General features: G+C 68.5%; 14 protein-coding genes. 8 read left to right on the top strand and 6 right to left on the bottom strand.

The annotated features are described in order from the left end of the window. Positions 1-64 precede the first annotated feature (64 nt). From KME79_RS14875 to KME79_RS14840, 8 genes are all read left to right on the top strand, one after another. A complete protein-coding gene (locus KME79_RS14875; protein WP_219544907.1) occupies positions 65-817 on the top strand; it encodes a helix-turn-helix domain-containing protein in 753 nt (250 codons plus the stop codon). Beyond that, positions 814-1023 (top strand): DUF397 domain-containing protein, encoded by a 210-nt coding sequence (locus KME79_RS14870; protein ID WP_219544906.1) that lies wholly within the window; start codon positions 814-816, stop codon positions 1021-1023. The genes KME79_RS14875 and KME79_RS14870 overlap by 4 nt, the downstream gene beginning before the upstream one ends. 76 nt (positions 1024-1099) lie before the next feature. Further along, complete coding sequence (locus tag KME79_RS14865) at positions 1100-1327, top strand: GntR family transcriptional regulator (protein WP_219544905.1); 228 nt, start codon at positions 1100-1102, stop codon at positions 1325-1327. A gap of 316 nt (positions 1328-1643) precedes the next feature. Further along, on the top strand, positions 1644-8312 hold the full coding sequence (locus KME79_RS14860) for a polymorphic toxin-type HINT domain-containing protein (RefSeq protein WP_219544904.1): 6669 nt from the start codon (positions 1644-1646) through the stop codon (positions 8310-8312). A gap of 5 nt (positions 8313-8317) precedes the next feature. Beyond that, positions 8318-8785 (top strand): Imm26 family immunity protein, encoded by a 468-nt coding sequence (locus tag KME79_RS47425; RefSeq protein WP_219544903.1) that lies wholly within the window; start codon positions 8318-8320, stop codon positions 8783-8785. Between the two features lie 495 nt (positions 8786-9280). Then, complete coding sequence (locus tag KME79_RS14850; protein ID WP_219544902.1) at positions 9281-9496, top strand: hypothetical protein; 216 nt, start codon at positions 9281-9283, stop codon at positions 9494-9496. A 117-nt stretch (positions 9497-9613) separates the two neighbouring features. Then, positions 9614-10498, top strand: coding sequence for a DUF6492 family protein (locus tag KME79_RS14845; protein WP_219544901.1), 885 nt, complete (start codon positions 9614-9616; stop codon positions 10496-10498). Next, positions 10495-11367, top strand: a complete 873-nt coding sequence (locus KME79_RS14840) for a DUF6492 family protein (RefSeq protein WP_219544900.1) — start codon at positions 10495-10497, stop codon at positions 11365-11367. Before KME79_RS14845 ends, KME79_RS14840 begins: the two co-directional genes overlap by 4 nt. Here the strand turns inward: KME79_RS14840 and KME79_RS14835 are convergent. From KME79_RS14835 to KME79_RS14810, 6 genes are all read right to left on the bottom strand, one after another. Continuing rightward, positions 11346-12338 (bottom strand): hypothetical protein, encoded by a 993-nt coding sequence (locus KME79_RS14835; protein ID WP_219544899.1) that lies wholly within the window; start codon positions 12336-12338, stop codon positions 11346-11348. The genes KME79_RS14840 and KME79_RS14835 overlap by 22 nt on opposite strands. A gap of 61 nt (positions 12339-12399) precedes the next feature. Then, positions 12400-13287 (bottom strand): glycosyltransferase family 2 protein, encoded by an 888-nt coding sequence (locus tag KME79_RS14830; protein ID WP_219544898.1) that lies wholly within the window; start codon positions 13285-13287, stop codon positions 12400-12402. After that, positions 13274-14734 (bottom strand): oligosaccharide flippase family protein, encoded by a 1461-nt coding sequence (locus tag KME79_RS14825; RefSeq protein ID WP_308248917.1) that lies wholly within the window; start codon positions 14732-14734, stop codon positions 13274-13276. Before KME79_RS14825 ends, KME79_RS14830 begins: the two co-directional genes overlap by 14 nt. Further along, complete coding sequence (locus KME79_RS14820) at positions 14731-15687, bottom strand: hypothetical protein (RefSeq protein WP_219544897.1); 957 nt, start codon at positions 15685-15687, stop codon at positions 14731-14733. The genes KME79_RS14825 and KME79_RS14820 overlap by 4 nt, the downstream gene beginning before the upstream one ends. Then, positions 15687-16949, bottom strand: coding sequence for a DUF4910 domain-containing protein (locus tag KME79_RS14815; protein ID WP_219544896.1), 1263 nt, complete (start codon positions 16947-16949; stop codon positions 15687-15689). The genes KME79_RS14820 and KME79_RS14815 overlap by 1 nt, the downstream gene beginning before the upstream one ends. Beyond that, positions 16946-17965: an NAD-dependent epimerase/dehydratase family protein gene (locus KME79_RS14810; protein WP_219544895.1), complete on the bottom strand. Its 1020-nt coding sequence runs from the start codon at positions 17963-17965 to the stop codon at positions 16946-16948. Before KME79_RS14810 ends, KME79_RS14815 begins: the two co-directional genes overlap by 4 nt. Between the last annotated feature and the right edge of the window lie 3 nt (positions 17966-17968).

Here is a 17968-nt window from a genome sequence, read left to right as displayed (position 1 = left end):
GGCGTGATAGGCGAAAGAGGGCAACGTCAATGGCGAAACCGCCAATAAGGAATACTGCCGACGCATGCGCCAATATCGCACGAAAAGCGGGCTTACTCATGCACGCTTGGCTCCACTGATCCCTTGCAGCGAAAGCCTCGTGGGCGCTGTGGAGCGAGGAACCAGGCCGCCAACAGAGCCTTTCACCCGAGGGTTGGAGAGGGTATTCGGACTAGATGGCGAGTTGCTTGAGTTGCTGCCCGCCATCCGGGATGTCAATCCGACGTGGTTCCGCAAGTGGCCCGCCATCGAAGCCAGCGCCAAAAGCATCCGCATCTACCAACTAGCCTTGATCCCCGGCCTTCTCCAGACAGCGAACTACGCCCGCGCAGTCTTCGAAGGTGAACCTGGAGCCGTGCCGGGCGAGGTGGAGAAGGCCCTCAAAGCTCGCCTCCAACGTCAAAGCATCCTGTCCCAGACCAGCCCGCCGAGCCTCTCTGTGATCCTTGACGAGAGTGTTCTCCTTCGCCACATCGGCGGCCCCGAGGTTATGGCGGAGCAGCTCCGATATCTCCTCGACATGATGGCCCGTCCGTACATTACGGTGCGGATTGTCCCCCTGGCGGCGCGCAGCACGGCGGGACTGATAGGGCCGTTCGTGCTGGCATCCGACGACGACACCAACGCGGCGTTCCTGGAGAACGCCGAGACCGGAGAGGTCATCCACCAGGCCGAGATGATGCACAAGCTGAATCAGCGATGGGAACTGCTTTCCGGCCTGGCTCAGCCGACCTACGAAACCATAAAGATCATCTACAGGATCATGGAGGCGCAATGATCGAGAACGAGTTGGCCACTGCCGCATGGCGGAAGGCCACCACCAGTGGAGGAACCGGCGGTGACTGCGTGGAGGTCGCTCCACTCAGCCAAGGCCGTGTAGCAGTGCGAGACAGCAAGAATCGCAGCGGGCCTGTTCTAGTGTTCACGGCCTCGGAATGGGCCGCGTTCAGGGACGGCATGGCCAAGGGAGAGTTCAACTTCTAGATCGTCAAGTTTTCGAGGGGCCCGCCTGCGGGTGAGGCCCCTCTGTGCGTCATGATTCCTACGTTGCACCCCGAACTTGCAAGTTGCCGACGAGATCCAGCGCAGGATCGAAGCGGGCGAGATCGGCTACAACGACGTCATCTCCGAAGTGCAGCTCGAACGCGAACTTGAGGTCTCACGCCCGACGATCCGTCAGGCTATTGCCCACCTGAGAGACGACCTCAAGCTGATCGAAACCATCCCGGGCCGAGGCTCCTTCGTACGAGAAGACGAGCCAAAGGCGCCAGAGCCCCGAGGCGGCTGACCGCCGGCCGCCGGAGCTACCAGAGCCAAATATCACTCGGAACGCGCCTTAATCACCGGCCAGGGGCGTCCGATATCGCTTTGTGATCCATCTCACAGCGCGTGTATACCGTATCCATGACATCTCGGTTGACCAGCGAGTGTCGCCATCGTTGACGTAAGGACCTGACTGAGGGTGTCGGGTAAGCGACGCTCCCGTCGTTGACCGATCTTCGCTGGACGATCACATTCCTAGTGATCGTCTTATTGCTGCTTTATGACGCACACAAGGCCCCTTCGTCGGGGTCTGCGTCAGCGTGCCCTCGAAGGGATCCGACATGCGCGGACGGTTCGCAGCGCTGCTCATCGGCCTGGCCTGCTTGGTGCTGATCTCCAGCATCGGCGTGCCGGACGTGCTGATCCCACAGGCAGCCGCGGCCGAACCTGACCCCGAACAGTCGGTCCGGGGACGTGGCGTACCCGGCAAGAAGGTGGCCAAGGGCGCTGAGGAGTCCGTGCCCGAGGTGAGGCGTGAAAAGCCGGTCTGGCCGCAGGCGGGCACCGCCGAGGTGGATCTTGCCGAAGCCGGGAAGGTGACGGCGGCCGACAAGCTGCCGTTACGGCTCGGCCAGGTCAAGGGAGCCGGGCCGGACCGGGTCAAGATTGAGACGCTGGCACCGGAAACGGTCCGCGAGCTGGGAGGCGTCGGCCTGGCCGCCCGGATCATCCGCGCTGACGGCGAAAAGGCGGCGGGCACGGTGCGGGCGGAGTTCTCCTACGCTGCCTTCCGCGACGCCTTCGGCGGAAACTTCGCCGGCCGCCTGCAGCTTGTCCGGCTGCCGGTGTGCGTGCTGGAGGAGCCGCGGCCGCGCTCGTGCGTGACCCGGCCGCAGACCGTGCAGGCGGTCAACGACGTCCAGGCCGGCACGCTCACCGCCGAGATCGAAGCCGCACCCGTCGGCACCACCGCCACTGCCGCCGAGCCTGTGACGGGCAAGGACAAGCAGGCAGCGGCCAAGGCCAGGACTGCAGCACTGGAGGCACAGCTGGCGGCCGGGTCGGTGTATCTGCTGGCGGCCGGGCTGACCGGCCCGGACGGTAACTGGGGCGCCACCGACCTGAAGCCGGCGGGCACCTGGCAGGCGGGCACCTCCGGCGGCGGGTTCGACTACGACGTGCCGCTGCCGGAGGCGCCCTCCCCTGCCGGGAACGGGCCGGATCTGTCGCTGCAGTACGACGCCTCGTCGGTGGACGGGCAGGGCCGGTGGACCAACAACCAGTCCGGCGTGGTCGGGGTGGGCTGGGACCTGAACGCCGGATTCATCGAGCGCCGCTACCGCCGCTGCTACGTCGACAACTGGTTCGATGACAACTCCGGCGAGCTGATCTGGTGGGCGCAGGAACTCGGGATCGGCGGCGGGGCGCTGTGCTGGGAGTCACCCGATCAGAACGACGGCGATGCGGCCACCAACGACCAGACCCAGTCGGAGCTGGTGCTTTCGGCCGGCGGCCGGTCGGCCTCGATCGTGCAGGACCGGAGCACCGGTGTGTGGAAGACGGTGCCGGACTTCGGCTGGAAGGTCGAGCAGGTCGCCGGCGGCGCGGATGGGCAGCCGTACTGGAGGATCACCGACCAGGACGGGCAGGTGTGGCGGTTCGGCCACAACCGCGACGCCCAGTGGCAGACCCCGTACATCGGTAACGAACACGACCCGTACGTGGTGGCGGACGAGCCCTGCTACGCGCGCTACTACAACGACGAGATCCCGCCCACCTGCACCGGCGTGTGGCGATGGAACCTCGACCAGGAGATCGACCGCAACGAGAACGTGATCGACTACTCCTACACCCGCGAGACCAACTACTTCTGCCTGCCCTCCTGTGAGCATGAGACCTACCGGGTGCTGCCCTACGACCGGGGCGGGTTCCTGTCGCAGGTGGTGTGGGGGCACAACACGCAGGTGGCCGGCAGCCAGCCGACCGCCCGCACGGTGTTCACCACGGCGGCGCGCGACGGTGAGGACGTCCCCACCGACCTGCACTGTGACAATCCCGCCACCTGCGCCAACGACGCGATCGCGTTCTACTCCACCCGCAAGCTCACCTCGGTGCAGACCGAGTCGCGCAACCCGAGTACCGGCGAGTGGGATCCGGTGGACCGGCTCGACCTCACCCACGAGTGGATCTACCAGCGCACCGACTTCGCCTGGGCCTACGACCAGGTGATGTGGCTGGACACCGTGCAGCAGACCGGCCTGGCCACCGAGCCCGAGGTGATGCTGCCGCCGCTGGACTTCGACGCGGTGATGCTCGCTGGGAAGATGGACTACGACAACTGGTCGGACTGGACCGACTTCCTGTCCTGGCGGATGGTGCCGCGCATCGCCGCCATCGGCAACGGCATGGGCGGCCGGATCGAGGTCACCTACGGCCAAGCCGACCCGTGCGGCGGCGGCAAGGGCCGCATCGGCGGCAACTACCTGACCGACAAGGTCGGCGACTGCTACCAGCTCGACATGGGCAGCGACCCCGACCAGGGGTACGAGACCTGGAGCCGGTTGTTCAAACAGCTGGCCACCAAGGTGGTCGAGCGCGACATGGTGGCCGGCTCCCCGGACGTGGTCCACCAGTACGAGTTCCTCGGCGGTCCCCGCTGGATCGACCCCAACCAGTACGCCGAGCCCGGCCAGGCGCCGGACAAGTCCGAATGGCGCGGCTACGGCCAGGTGCGCACCATCACCGGCTCGGGCAGCGATCCGGCCGGCTACACGGTCGGCACCCGCACCTTCCTCGGTGGCACCGGGCAGAGCGTCACCGACTTCGACGGCAACACCATCACCGACGCGCCGCTGCTGCAGGGGCAGGTGCTGCAGGAGCAGTCATGGAAGATGACCGCGCTCAGCCCGCGCGCCTACACCGAGGTCGACTCCACCCGGTACGAGTACACGATCACCCCCACCGGCACGGGCACCGGGGAGCGGCAGATCGCGCTGGTGCTGGCGACCCGCGAACGCTCCCGGGAGAAGCTGAGCAACGGCAATTGGCGCTACACCGACGAACGCACCGCCTACAACAATGACGGCCTGCCGATCCGGGTCAACGACTACGGCCAGGAAGGCATCGCCGCCGACAACACCTGCACCTCCACCACCTACGCCCGCAACACCGACGCCGGGCAGTGGATGACCGCCTTCCCCTCCGTGGTGGAGGAACGCGCCGGAGACAGCTGCACCAGCGGCACGCTGATCGGCAAGAACATCACCCTGTACGACGCGGGCACCAACCCGGCCACCAACAAGCCCAGCGACGGCAACCCGACCGAGATCCGCGCCTACGCCAACGCCACCACGATCTCCACCGGCAAGGCGACCTTCGACGACTACGGCCGGCCGCTGACCGCGACCGACCCGCTCAACAAGACCACCACGACCACCTACAGCCCCGCGATCGGCTGGCCCGCCACCGGCGTCACCACGACCAACCCGCTCGGCCATACGGTGACCGCGCGCCTGTCCCACACGCTGGGCGAGCCGGTACGGGTGACCGACGCCAACGGCAAGATCACCGAGATCGACTACGACGGTCTCGGCCGTACCACCGCCTTGTGGAAGCCGGGCCAGCCACGCAGCGGCGGCACCCCGTCGGCGAGGGTCGCCTACGACATCCCGTTCGACGGCTGGCTCGGCCAACCTGATGAGCCGATCAAGACCACCGTCCAGCAGTTGCTGACCGGCACCACCTACACCACCACCCACAGCTACGACGACGGGCTCGGCCGCACCCGCGAAGCCCAGACCGCCTCCCCGGCCGGTGGCCGAATCGTCACCGCCACCACCTATGACACCCGCGGCCTGACCGCGGCGGTTTCCGAGCCCGTGCACAACGCCGATGACGCGGGCAGCGGCCTGCTCAACCCCGCGCTGACCGATCTGCCGCAGTGGACCAAGACCGTCTACGACGGCCAGGAACGCCCCACCGCCTCGATCGCCTACCACCTGGGCACCGAACTGCGCCGCACCACCACCACCTACCCGGGCAGCGAACGCACCGAGGTCACCCCGCCGTTCGGCGGCAAGACCGCCACCGTCACCGACGTGTTCGGCCGCACGGTAAAAGTCGAGGAATGGTCGAACGCCACCCAGCATGCCGACACCGGCTACGGCTACGACCTGCGCGGCAACCTGACCACGATGACGGACGCCAACGGCAACGTCCGCGCCTACACCTACGACTGGCTGGACCGCCGCACCGCCGCCGACGACCCCGACGCCGGCACCTCCAGCTACGGCTACGACCTGGCCGGCCAGCAAATCTGGAGCACCGACGGCAACGGCCAGAAGATCTCCAACAGCTATGACGATCTGGGCCGCCGCACCAGCCAGTGGGCCGGCGAGACGGGCACCGGCACCAAGCTGGCCGAGTGGAGCTACGACACCGTCGCCAAGGGCCAGCCCACCGCGACCACCCGTTTCACGGCCGGTCAGGCGTACACGCAGGCAGTTACCGGTTACGACAGCGATTACCGGCCAACCGCCAACACGGTGTCCATCCCCGCCACCGAGGGCGCGCTGGCCGGCACGTACAGCTTCACCAGCAGCTATGACGCGGCCGGGAACCTGCGCACCCAGGGCTTACCCGCCGCCGGAGGACTGGCCGCCGAGACGCTCACCCACACCTACACCGACCTCGGCTTCGCCAAGGCCACCACCTCGAACCTGGGCGGCTTCACCTACGTCCACGACACCACGTTCACCCTGACCGGCAAGCTCGAAAGCCGTTCCCTGGGGGCGGGCGGCCAGATCAAGCGCGTCCTGGAACGCGACCCGGCCACCGACTGGCTCTCGCGGGTCACCACGCAGACGAAGGCCGACACCTCAAGCCCGGACACCGTCCAGGACGACCGCTACGGCTACAACATCGCCGGCAACATCACGCGCGTCCTGGACGCCGCCTCCGCCATCCCCGGCACCACCGACGGCCAGTCCGAGTGCTTCACCTATGACGGGCTGCGCCGCCTGGCCACCGCCTACACCACCACGGCAGGCTCATGCTCCGGCAGCGGGGACAGTAACGGCCTCGACCCGTACAACCAGGCGTACACCTACGACCAGGTCGGCAACATCACCAGCCTGACCGACAACGGCCAGGCCGCCGCCTACACCTACCCCACCCCCGGTGCCAGCGCGGAGCGACCGAACGCGGTCACCGCCATCACTTACCCCGGCCGAACCGACACCTACGCCTACAACGACGCCGGCCAACTCGCCGCCCGCACCGTCGACAACCAGCAAGCCACCTTCACCTGGAACCCGCTCGGCCAGCTCGACCAGGCCGCCATCGACGGCCAAGACACGACGATGGTGTACGACGCCGCCGGCGAACGCCTCATACGCCACGACCCCGACGGCAGCACCACCCTCTACCTGGGCGCCGTCGAACTCCGTCTGTCCGCCGGTCAGGTCACCGGCAAGCGCTACTACAGCAGCAGCGACGGCTCCCTGGTGGCTGTGCGCGAACCCGGCGGCGTCACCTGGATGCTGGCCGGACTGCACGGCAGCACTCAACTGGCCGTCAACGCCACCACCGGCAACGTCAGCCGCGAACGCTACCTGCCTTTCGGCCAGCGCCGCGGCTCCGACGACCTACCCTTCACCGACCGCGGGTTCCTCGGCAAGACCGAAGACACCTCCACCGGCCTCACCTACCTGGGCGCCCGCTACTACGACCCGACGATCGCCAAGTTCATCTCCACCGATCCGGAACTCGACCTGCGCACTCCCGAATGGGCCAACCCGTACTCCTACGCCGCCAACAATCCCATCGACCAATCCGACCCCGACGGCCGCCGCGTCGACGCCGGCGGCGGCAGCAAGGACAACAGCTACGGCTACTCCCGCAGCAAGAACCGGCCCAACGCCAACCAGAACCTCGCCGAAACCCACCACGCCAGCGGCAAGAAGAAGACCGCCCGCGAACGCAAAATCCACAAGAAGCGCATCAAGGCAAACGATAAACAGCGCAAGGACATCGCCGCCTGGAAGAAGCGCGAAGCCCAGCGTTCTCGCTACCTCAGCCGTGAAGCGGGCATCGCAAAAGAGGACATCGAAGCATATCGCTGGATGCTGCAGAACCCGGGGCTTACCGACGACAACGGGATGGTCAGCTCCAGATATCCGTCCATGCGACAGACTGTGAAGAACCGCATCGGCGGCAAGACCCGCAGATCGATCGAGAATGAATCGTGCAGCAGCTTCGTGCCCGGCACCCGAGTCCTCATGGCAGACGGCACCACCAAACCCATCGAGGACATCAGAGCCGGCGACACGATCATAGCCACAGACCCCAAGACCGGCAGAACCGCAGCCAAGTCGGTCCTATCGACTATCGCAAGCAAGGGCGCCAAGAACCTTATTGCGATTACGGTTGAGACCGGCGATCATGATGGCGAACTCTCTCGGACAGTGACCGCAACGGCGGCTCATCCGTTCTGGGTTCCGGAGCTGGGTGAATGGATTGAAGCAGGCAAGCTGCAGAAGGGTATGTGGCTGCGGACATCGGCGGGGACCCATGTCCAACTCTCGGCGATCGCTTCATGGTCGGGCAGCGACCAGCGTGTCTTCAATCTATCGGTCGCGGGTTTTCACACCTATCACGTAGCCGTCGGCGACCAAGACGCCCTCGTTCACAATGCGACCCCGTGCTTCAAGGGAGGCGTGTACACGCTTCGTGACGACACCGGTAAGGTAGTCCGGACCGGTAGAACAAATGATCTTGACCGTCGAAGGAGAGAACATGCGCGCAAGGAGGGAACATCTGATTACAAATTCCAAGTGGAATATCGGACGGATACATATGCCGAGCAGCGAGGGCTAGAGCAAGTTATCTGGGAGCAGAACGGACGTCCCACCATGCCGGGTGTTCGGAGAACGGCACCCATTGACCCGAGGAATAAGAAGAGAGATAGTTATATGGACGCGGCGAGAGACTATCTCGAAGGGCTTGATTAGTTAGTATGACATCCAAGCGAAAGCCGTATGGCGAGGGCGATGTATTCGCAGTTCCACTACGTGGCAGTGGATTCGCACTCGGTGTCGTCGCCCGAGTGGGCCGGTCAGGGATTACCTTGGGCTACTTTTTCGGACCTCGCCTGGACTGTATTCCCAATTCAATAGAAGAAGGGGGGTTCAAACCGGAGATTGCACTAAAAGTATGCCTTTTCGGTGACCTAGGCCTAATCCGGGAGAAATGGATAGTGTTGGGCCGTCTATCCAATTGGAATAGACAAATCTGGCCTGTGCCTCGGTTTTGCCGAAACGGTCAACTTTGTGTGACTTATGACGAATCTACATTGGAGGAGGTACGAGCGGACCGCGTCCCTGGCGGCTGTGCACATTTGCCGACAGACGGCCTAGAGGGTGCCGGCTATGTCGAAATTGCCTTAACTAAACTCCTTGCGCCTCAACCCGGCTCCATGGCATGATTCCGTGGCGTCCATCCGTTCATCCCTGGCCTCGATGACTCACAGGATGGCCGTCCTTTCTGACCGGTTTCAGCTGATAAAGTTTTTCGACCGATCGTCCTTCTCGCAGCGGGTAGGTCGCATTACGGCCTGCCCAAGATGCTCGGGAAGGCGGGGGTTCCACGGGCCGCGATAGAGGCGGGGACCACTCCTTTGCGGGATGTCGGCCGTAAAGGGTGGAGCGTTACATCACCCCTGTAACACCACCCCAATGCCCACGATATGGGAGTCTTCGCGTTTGACTGCGGTGGCGCTGTCGCTCGATCGCTCTGCGTGACGCGTGATCGTCACAGTGCGTTATAAGTGACGGGCCGGAAGCGAGAAACGCCCGCAACCTCTAAGATCACGATCTTGCGAAGGAACGTAATCAAACAGAAGCACGAGCGCATTGATCAATATACATGATCGGACCTCCTCGGACTGATACGGCAGCCGTAGATCGTAACTTCTAAGGCGTTGCCGCTGGTCGTGTGCCGTGACGTGAAAAGCCACCGCGATGCGCGGAAGTTCCAGACGCTCAAAGTCGTCGAGAACCACCTGCTCGAACTCAAGGGCACCGAGCGGGCGACGCGGACGCTCGCGAGCCAAGAGCTGATGGAGTCGGCCAACGCCGAACCGGCGGTCCGGGCGCTCCCATCGACACCAGATGGGGAAGACGCGGTCGCCGGTTGATACCGCTCATCAGCACGGAGGCTCGGGGGTGGAGCGTTGCAGAAACCTTTGTAACGCCCCACAAACCCCCGCGATATGGATAAGAGGGGCGTTTCACGGGGGACTGGAGAGGTCTTCATGAGCGATTTGGCCGTCGTCACGCCCACCTACCGGCCCGACGCCGACCTCTTCGCCCACCTGCACCGCTCGGTCCTGGAGCACACCCCCGGCGGCACCGTCCACCACGTGGTCGTGCCCGCCTCGGACCGCGCCCTGTTCGCCGGGTACGCGGGGCCGCGCTGCCGAGTGTGGACGTACCCCGAGATACTCCCCCACCGCATCACCCACCTGCCCGGCACCGCGCTCTGGATCGACCCGGCACGGCCGTGGCCGCCGCTGCGCGGCTGGGTCGTCCAGCAGGCGGCGAAGATCGCCGTGACGGCCCGGCTGGACGCGCGGGTGGTGCTGGTCGCCGACTCCGACGTGGTCCTGGTCCGCGACGCCGGGCCCGAGCACTTCGTCCGCGACGGCCAGACCGTCCTGTACCGGGCCGAGGGCGCCGTGCACGACGGCATGCCCGAGCACGTCACCTGGCACCGCGCCGCCCGTGACGTGCTCGGCCTGCCCGGCACCGCCACCCCGCCGCTGCCCGACTACGTCAGCTCGCTGGCCTGCTGGGACCCGGCCGTGGTGCGCGCCATGATCGCGCGGATCGAGGAGGCCACCGGCCGCGACTGGCTGGGCGCCTTCACAGCCCACCTGCGGGTGTCGGAGTTCATCGTGTACGGGGTCTTCGTCGACGAGGTGCTGAAGACGTCGCCGCCGGGCGACACCGCGATGTGCCACAGCCGGTGGGACCGCACCCCGCTCGACCACGCCGGCGCCGTGGCCTTCGCCGAACGGCTGGGACCCCGGGCGATCGGCATGATGATCTCCGCCAAGTCGCGGACCCCCGTGGCGGCGCGTCTGGCCGCCATCCAGCGCTGCGCCCAGGTCACCGGACTCGATGGGAGCCCCCCTTGAGCAAGCTGGCGGTCATCACGCCGTCCTACGCCCAAGACGCCGAACTGTTCGCCCTCCTGCACCGGTCGGTGCTGGAGCACACCTCCGAGGACACCATCCACCACGTGTTCGTGCCGCCTGGCGACAAGGAGCTGTTCGCCCCGTACCAGGGGCCGCGCTGCCACGTGTGGGTCCGCTCCGAACTGCTGCCCCGCCGCTACCTGCGAGTGCCCGGCACGGACGTGTACGTCAACTCCCGCCGCCCGTGGCCGCCGCTGCGCGGCTGGGTCATGCAGCAGACCGTCAAGATCGCCGCCGCCGGGCTGATCGACGCCGACGCGATGCTCATCGTCGACTCCGACGCGGTGCTGGTACGGCCGACCGACGCGACGTCGTTCACCCGGGACGGCCGGCTGTGCCTGTACCGCCTCGAAGAAGGCGTCACCGCCTCGATGGAGCGGCACGTGCTCTGGCACCACGTCGCGCGCGAGCTGCTCGGGCTGCCGCCACCGCCGCCGCCCCCGCTGCCCGACTACGTGACCGCGCTGACGTTCTGGGACCCGCACATCGTGCGCGCCATGCAGCGGCGCATCACCGAGGTGACCGGACAGGACTGGCTGGACGCCTTCAACTCCCGGCTGCACATCTCCGAGTTCATCCTGTACGGGGTCTTCGTGGACGAGGTGCTGAAGGCGGCGCCGCCGGTGAACACCTCGATCTGCCATCTGAGCTACAACCACGAGCCGTGGGACGAGGCGACGGCGCTGGCCTTCGCCGACCGGCTGGGGGCCGACGCGGTGGGGATGATGATCTCGGCCAAGTCGAACACGCCCATGGAGTCCAGGCTGGCGGCGATCCGGCGGTGCGCTCAGGTGGTGGAGTCGGGCTGACCCTCGCGGGTCACCACCTCGATCGGCCCGGTGTCCCCGCCGACGACCCGGAACTGCTGGGTGTCGCCGACGTCCTCGGCCTCGCCGGAAGCCTCGGCCTCGCCGGGAGCTTTGGCCGGGAGTGGGTCGCCTCCCAAGCTCAGCTCCTCCACCGTAAGGGGGAAGGCCGGGAGCGTGGTCCGTTCAAGGGGCGTTCCGTTGCGACGCGGCGGCGCTTTGGCCCCCGCCCCGATCCCGTCACCGTCGGAGTCACCGCTTCCGGGGGCCGTGGAGCCCTCAGGAGAGGCGACGCCCCTCTCGGGGGCCGGCAGGCGGAGGCGGGAGGGGACGCCGAGCCGGGTGATCGCGAAGGCCAGGGCCAGGCCGAGCGTGACGCCGGCGAAGGCGCCGCCGGCGGCGGCCATCAGGCGGCCCTGGACGATGGGCTTGGGCACGGAGGCGGGCATCACGTCGAGGATGCCGATGTGCGTGCTGATCGGCGCGTCCAGGGCCACCTGCCGCTCGGCCAGTTCCAGCTTGACCCGCTGCTGCGCCTTGGCCATGACCTCCCTGACCACCCGCGGCGAGGTGCTCTCCACCTCGACGTACACGAACGGCCCGTTGGTGCTGATGCCCAGCAGGTCGGGGTTGGTGCGCCCGTCGTTGATCGTGAGGGAGGTCGGCCCGTCCTCGGCGACCCCGAGTGAGGCCGCGACCTCGGGCGTGTTGGTGGCCAGGATGAGGATGCCGGCCGTGGTCCGGAGCGCGTCGTTGAACTGCAGCAGCGGGTTGGTCAGCCCCGGCTTGGACTCGGGCAGGGTCTCCAGCGTGCCGCCGCTGGCGGGCACGGTGAGCACCATGGACGCGGTCGACACGTACCGGTCCGGGACCAGGAGCCAGCCGGCCAGGGCCAGCAGGACGGCCGCCACCACGACCGGGGGCCCGACGGACTTCCTCAGGGCCAGGCCGACAACGGTCTTCCAAAAGCCCACTACATCCGCCCCCGTCGCATATAACGGTACAAAGAGGAAATCGCACGGTTCATTCGGCGTGTTACACCAGGCGGGCGAGGGAGAGCAGCTTGCGGCCAACTCGTCGACCACGGTGCGTCACCGTCCGCCGCTGCCGTCGCGCGTACATCCTGAGCACCTCCACGCGCGCCCGCCGCCGCTGGTCCTCGGTGAGGCCCGCCCGGCCCAGCCAGGACAGCAGTTCCCTGCACTGCAGCGTGTTGGCCAGGTGCGACTGCCAGGCGGGCACGCCGAGCCGCCTGGCCACGCCCGAGATGCGCTCCACCCGCCAGTTGCGGTGCGCCAGCACCTCGGGCACGTGCGCCCACGGCCCGGCGAGCGCCAGTTTGGCGGCGAACACCTCGTCCTCGCGCAGCATGTTGCGGCGCGGGATGCCGGTGGCCACCGAGCGGCGCAGCATCCCGTACAGCGGGTCGATCAGCAGGTGGCTCTCGTTCAGCAGCCTGAGCAGCTCGGCGAAGCGGGTCACCGGGTCGCCGGAGGACAGCGCGGTGCCGTCGTAGGCGGCGGTGCGCGGCACGCCGTCGGGGCCGGTGTAGGCGACCTGGGTGGTGACCAGCACGACCCGCTCGTCCGCGGCGAACGCGGCCAGCCCCCGGGAGACGCAGGGCGGGTCGAGCCGGTCGTCGTCGCCGATCCAGCGCACGTACGCGCCGCGCGAGACGCGGGCGGCGTGCACGAAGTTGTTGAGCAGGCCGACGTTCTCCGGATGCCGGTGGTAGACGATCCGGGGGTCGGAGGCGGCCAGGTCGCGGCAGAGCTCCTCCGTGCCGTCGGTGGAGGCGTTGTCGGAGATGACCAGCTCCAGGTTCTGGTGGTCCTGGGCGAGCACCGACCCGATCACCCCCTCCAGCCGGTCGGCGCCGTTGCGCACCGGCAGCGCGATCGAGACCAGATCAGCGGCCGACATGGGCCCTCCCTCCGTGTACAAGATGGCGTACGAGATGCAGGAGCGCGGCGCGCGGCACCGCGACGAGCACGAACAGCAGCAGACCGGCCCCGCCGGCGACGCACAGCTCCAGGAACGCCCCGTCGACCACGGTGGCGAGCCCGGCCATGGCCACCCCGGCGAGAACGGCGGCGAGCAGCGGCCTGGCCAGCCCGGCGGCGAACAGCCCGACGGGCACCCCGGCCCGGCGCAGCGCGAACGCCAGCAGCGGCAGCGCCAGCACCACCGCGACCACCGCGTGCGCCGTCGCGGCCCCCTGGATGCCGCCCGTACGAGCGCCGACGAGCAGGGCGGGCACCAGCGCGAGCGCCCAGCACACGTTCACCCACAGGGTCGCCCTGGTGATGCCGAGCCCGGCCAGGATGTCGGTGATCAGCAGGCTGAGCATCCGCACGGCCATGACGATCGCCAGGAACCGCAGCACCTGGGCCGAGGGCAGCCAGCGCGGCTCGTACAGGAACTCCACCAGGGCGGGTGCGAGCACGCACATGACCGCCGCGATCGGCAGCACGAGGCAGCCCAGCAGCGGGACCGCCCGCCGCACCCCCTCCTGGATCGCGGCCGGCCCTTCCTCGGCCAGCCGCGAGAAGCTGGGCAGCGCCACGTACCGCAGGGCGGTGCCGATGATCCCCGGCACCCAGGCCGCGATGTTGTAGGCGAGCAGGTAGAAGCCGAGCTGGGCGGTGCCGAGCGTGTCCCCGACGATCACCACGTCGACGTTGAGCAGCAGCCCCTCGATGCCGAGCCCGACGCAGAGCGGCAGCCCGAAGCGGAGCAGCCGGGCGGCCAGCACCCGGTCGAAACCGAACGCGATCCGCACCCGGGCGAGCACCAGCACCAGCACGCCGGTGAGCGCGGCCCCGCTGAGCTGCCCCCAGGCGAAGCTGTAGGCCCCGGCGCCGTCCGCGGCCAGGGTGATGGAGACGGCCGCGTTGGCGCCGAACCCGGCCAGGTTGGCCCAGGCCAGCTTGTCCTGCTCGAAGCGGCGCATCAGGGCGGCGCTGCGCACCGCCGTCAGCCCGTAGACGACGTTGGTGGCCATGAGGATGCGGATCACCCAGGTGGCGTCCTCGTTGCCGGCGAAGCTCGCGTAGAAGGGCGCGATCACCCAGAACAGCCCGTACAAGGTGAAACTGGAGGCGATGGCGACGACGGTCGCGGTCGGCGCGATCTCCTCCAGCCTGCCGCGCCACTGCACGGTGGCGGCGATGACCCCGGCGTCGTTGACGTGGATGACGAACTGGCTGGCCGCCAGCGCGATGGCGAACACGCCGAAGTCGTCGTTCGTCAGCAGCCGGGCCAGGACCAGGCTCATCGCGAACGAGCCGGCCTTCATGACCACGTTGCCGAGCAGGCTCCAGCGCAGGCCGCGGCCCGCTTTGCGGCCGACCTCGCCGACGTCGCTCACGTACCGTCCTCGACCCTCTCCAGCCAGATCTCCCGCCAGAACGGGACGAACTCGCGCGGGCAGTTCGCGTTGTAGACCCCTTCGCAGACGAGGTCGTCGAGGATGATGCAGGGGTTCTTCATGTGCAGCATCCGCCCGGTCTTCTCGTCCAGGCAGCGTTCCACCCTGGCGCGCACGCGGGCGGTGCGGCCGCAGTGGCGGGCCATCTCCTCCTCGAAGCCGAGCCCGCGGTTGAGCAGGTCGTCGTCGAGCGTGGCGAGGATGTCGTCCTTGGGCCTGATCCTGACCAGCTCCCCCGGCTGGAGGTCGAGCTTGCCGGTGGGCGTGGTCCGGCCGGCCCGCCCTTCGACGAACCCCCAGCGCAGCCCGCGCCTGATCCACAGCCGGCGCGGCAGGATCTTCTTGCTCGCCTCCTGGAACCGGTTGAACAGCCCGACCAGGAACGCCCGCGCCACCGCGGGCACCCCGGCGTTCCCGCTGCGCACGTCGGTGACGTACTGGCCGAGGTCGCGGAACGGCAGGCACGTGGGCGCGGCCCTGAGCAGCTCGGTGGCCTGGCAGGAGTACGCGTCCGCGCCCTTGCGGGTGTTGACCTGGAGCAGCGGCAGCAACCTCGGCGACGACGCGGCGGGCCGCGGCGGATCGCCCGGCTCGACCTTCCTGAGCCAGGCCTCCTTCCAGTAGAGCGAGCAGGCGGTCTGGCAGCCGCCGTGCGCGGCCCCGTCGCAGCGGGCGCCGGTGAGGTGGACGGCGCGCTCCATCTTGCGCATGCCGCTGCGGCTGATCGTGTCGCAGAGCTTGTGCGCCACCTTGTGCACGGTCAGCCGCCGCCCGCAGTAGCGCAGCATCTCCGGCATGAACGGCAGGTTCTCCAGCTCGCCCCGCTCGTCCAGCGTGGCCAGGATCTCCTCCCGGCCGCGGACCTCGACGAGGTCGCCCACACGCAGCTCCATCAGTCCTCCCGTTTGAGCAGCCCGGCGCCTTCGAGCGCGGCGGCGGCGTCGGCGACCATGTCGAAGGGCAGGCCCGACCGGTCCGCGACGTCCAGCAGGCTGTGGCCGCCGTCGGACTGGTTCAGCACCCATAACATCGCCAGCTGCGCCTCTCGCGTGTCACTGCGCCCGCCGATCGACCCGTACAGGCCGCGTCTGCCGAGCTGCGGCTCGCCGTACGGGCTGAGGTTCCGGTAGCGGCCGTCGCGTTCGAGCACGCGCACCGCCTCCCAGAGCGTCTCCAGCGTGTCGGCCATGGCTTCGGCGGTGACGAAGCCCGGGTGGTCGCCGGAGGTGTGGTACTCGGGGTAGCCCGCGTACGGGGTCCTGGTGAGGCTGCCGACCGGCAGGTCGAAGCCGGGCGAGCAGTACTGTCGCTCGTCGTACCCGTACGGGGAGAAGTCGAGGATCGTGTGCGGCCGGCCGGCGAGCACGTGCGCCAGCGCGCGGTCCACGCCCGCGTCGCCGCGCCTGCTGCGCTTGTAGGTGAGCGGGCCGGGGTCGCCGGCGCAGGCGAGCGTCAGCCCGGCCCCGATCCGGCCGAGCCGGTCGCGGTTGCGCGCCAGCCAGGTGATCGCGCCGATCGTGCCGGGCGCGAACACGAACCGGTACGTCAGCCGGGGCGCCTCCAGCCGGGCGGCGAGCGCGACGGCGACGGCGATCCCGGCCAGGTTGTCGTTGGCCAGCGACGGGTGGCACACGTGGCAGGAGATCAGCACCTCCTCGTCGCTGGTGCCGCGCACGACGTGCTCGCCGTAGGTGAGGTGCCCGTCGGCCAGCGTGGCGTCGACCATCACCTCGTACGGTCCCTCGCCGAGCCCGTCGAGCGTCCGCTGGCTGAGGCAGAACCCCCACGTCTCGCTGTAGTAGCTGGTCCGGTACGGCACCAGGTCCGGCTGCTCGGGCAGCGTGTGCAGCCGCGGTCGCAGCTCCTCCAGCGTGTACGTGCCGCGCACCGGCACGCTGTAGCCCACCACGTGCAGGTTGAGCCGCCGGAAGTCGATGACCCTGGCCCCGGAGGGATCCTTGACGTACGCGTCGCGGATGTTCCACTCCTTGGGCACCGTCCAGTCGAGCACCTGCGTCCCGGTGGGCACCTCGTGCACGTCGAGCGGCAGGTGCTCGCCGACGATCTCCAGCGTGCGGCGCACGCCGTCGCCGGTGATGGAGCGGCAGACCGGGTAGAGCCGCTCGACCAGGGCGTGCATCTCCTCACCGGTCACGCGCGCAGCTCCGGGGTGACGGTGCCGTCGGTGCGGCGGTCGGCGAGCCTGGCCAGCCGGGTGAAGCGCCGTTCGAAGCCGTGCGCGGTCAGCCCGTGCTCGCGGTAGGCGTCGGCCAGCTCGACCGACCCCGCCTTGACCGTCCACCGGGCGTGGAAGCCGGGCAGCGCGGCCCTGATGCGGGAGAAGTCCACCCGGTACGAGCGCGGGTCGGCCCCGCTCTCACCGGTGATGAGCAGCTCGGCGCCGGGCACCGCCTCCGCCACGTGCTCGGCGATCTCGGCGACGGTCAGGTTGTTCTGCTCCCAGCCGACGTTGAACGCCCGGTCGTGCACCGCCTCGCGCGGCGCGGCCAGCGCGGCGGCGAACGCCTCGGCGATGTCGGCCGCGTGCACCAGCGGCCGCCACGGCGTGCCGTCCGACAGGACCCGCACGGTGCCCGTCAGGTGGGCGTGCGCGACCAGGTTGTTCAGCACGATGTCGGCCCGCAGCCGGGGCGAGAACCCGAACGCGGTGGCGTTGCGCAGGTAGACCGGCGAGAAGTCGTCGTCGGCCAGCGCCGCCAGGTCGTCCTCCACCCGCACCTTGGACTCCGCGTACGGGGTGACCGGCCGCAGCGGGGCGTCCTCGCCCAGCAGCTCGTCCCCGCCCGAGGCCCCGTACACCGAGCAGGTGGAGGCGTACAGGAAGCGGCGCACGCCCGCGTCCCGTGCCAGCCTGGCCAGCCGGACGGAGGCCGTGTGGTTGATGGCGTAGGTCAGCTCGGGGGCCAGCGCGCCCAGCGGGTCGTTCGACAGCGCCGCCAGGTGGACCACCGCGTCGAAGCCGTCGAGCAGCCCGGCGGGCACGTCGCGCAGGTCCGTCCGGTGGCCCGGCGGATCCGCGGGATCCGGGCCCAGCACGCAGTCGGCGAACAGCCCGGAGTCGAGCCCGGTCACCTCGTGGCCGGCGGCGGCGAGCACCGGCGCCATCACGGTGCCCAGGTATCCCAGGTGCCCGGTGAGCAGAACGCGCATGCG

It is taken from the genome of Nonomuraea harbinensis (assembly GCF_019396385.1).
Lineage (GTDB): Bacteria > Actinomycetota > Actinomycetes > Streptosporangiales > Streptosporangiaceae > Nonomuraea > Nonomuraea ferruginea.
Note: the sequence above shows the minus strand (reverse complement) of the source record. Positions and strands in the feature narration are given on the sequence as shown.

Coding starts and splice junctions, on each gene's coding strand:
- KME79_RS14810 (WP_219544895.1), bottom strand. CDS start 17,965: ATGCGCGTTCTGCTCACCGGGCACCTGGGATACCTGGGCACCGTGATG.
- KME79_RS14870 (WP_219544906.1), top strand. CDS start 814: ATGATCGAGAACGAGTTGGCCACTGCCGCATGGCGGAAGGCCACCACC.
- KME79_RS47425 (WP_219544903.1), top strand. CDS start 8,318: ATGACATCCAAGCGAAAGCCGTATGGCGAGGGCGATGTATTCGCAGTT.
- KME79_RS14830 (WP_219544898.1), bottom strand. CDS start 13,287: ATGTCGGCCGCTGATCTGGTCTCGATCGCGCTGCCGGTGCGCAACGGC.
- KME79_RS14860 (WP_219544904.1), top strand. CDS start 1,644: ATGCGCGGACGGTTCGCAGCGCTGCTCATCGGCCTGGCCTGCTTGGTG.
- KME79_RS14875 (WP_219544907.1), top strand. CDS start 65: ATGCGCCAATATCGCACGAAAAGCGGGCTTACTCATGCACGCTTGGCT.
- KME79_RS14845 (WP_219544901.1), top strand. CDS start 9,614: ATGAGCGATTTGGCCGTCGTCACGCCCACCTACCGGCCCGACGCCGAC.
- KME79_RS14820 (WP_219544897.1), bottom strand. CDS start 15,687: ATGGAGCTGCGTGTGGGCGACCTCGTCGAGGTCCGCGGCCGGGAGGAG.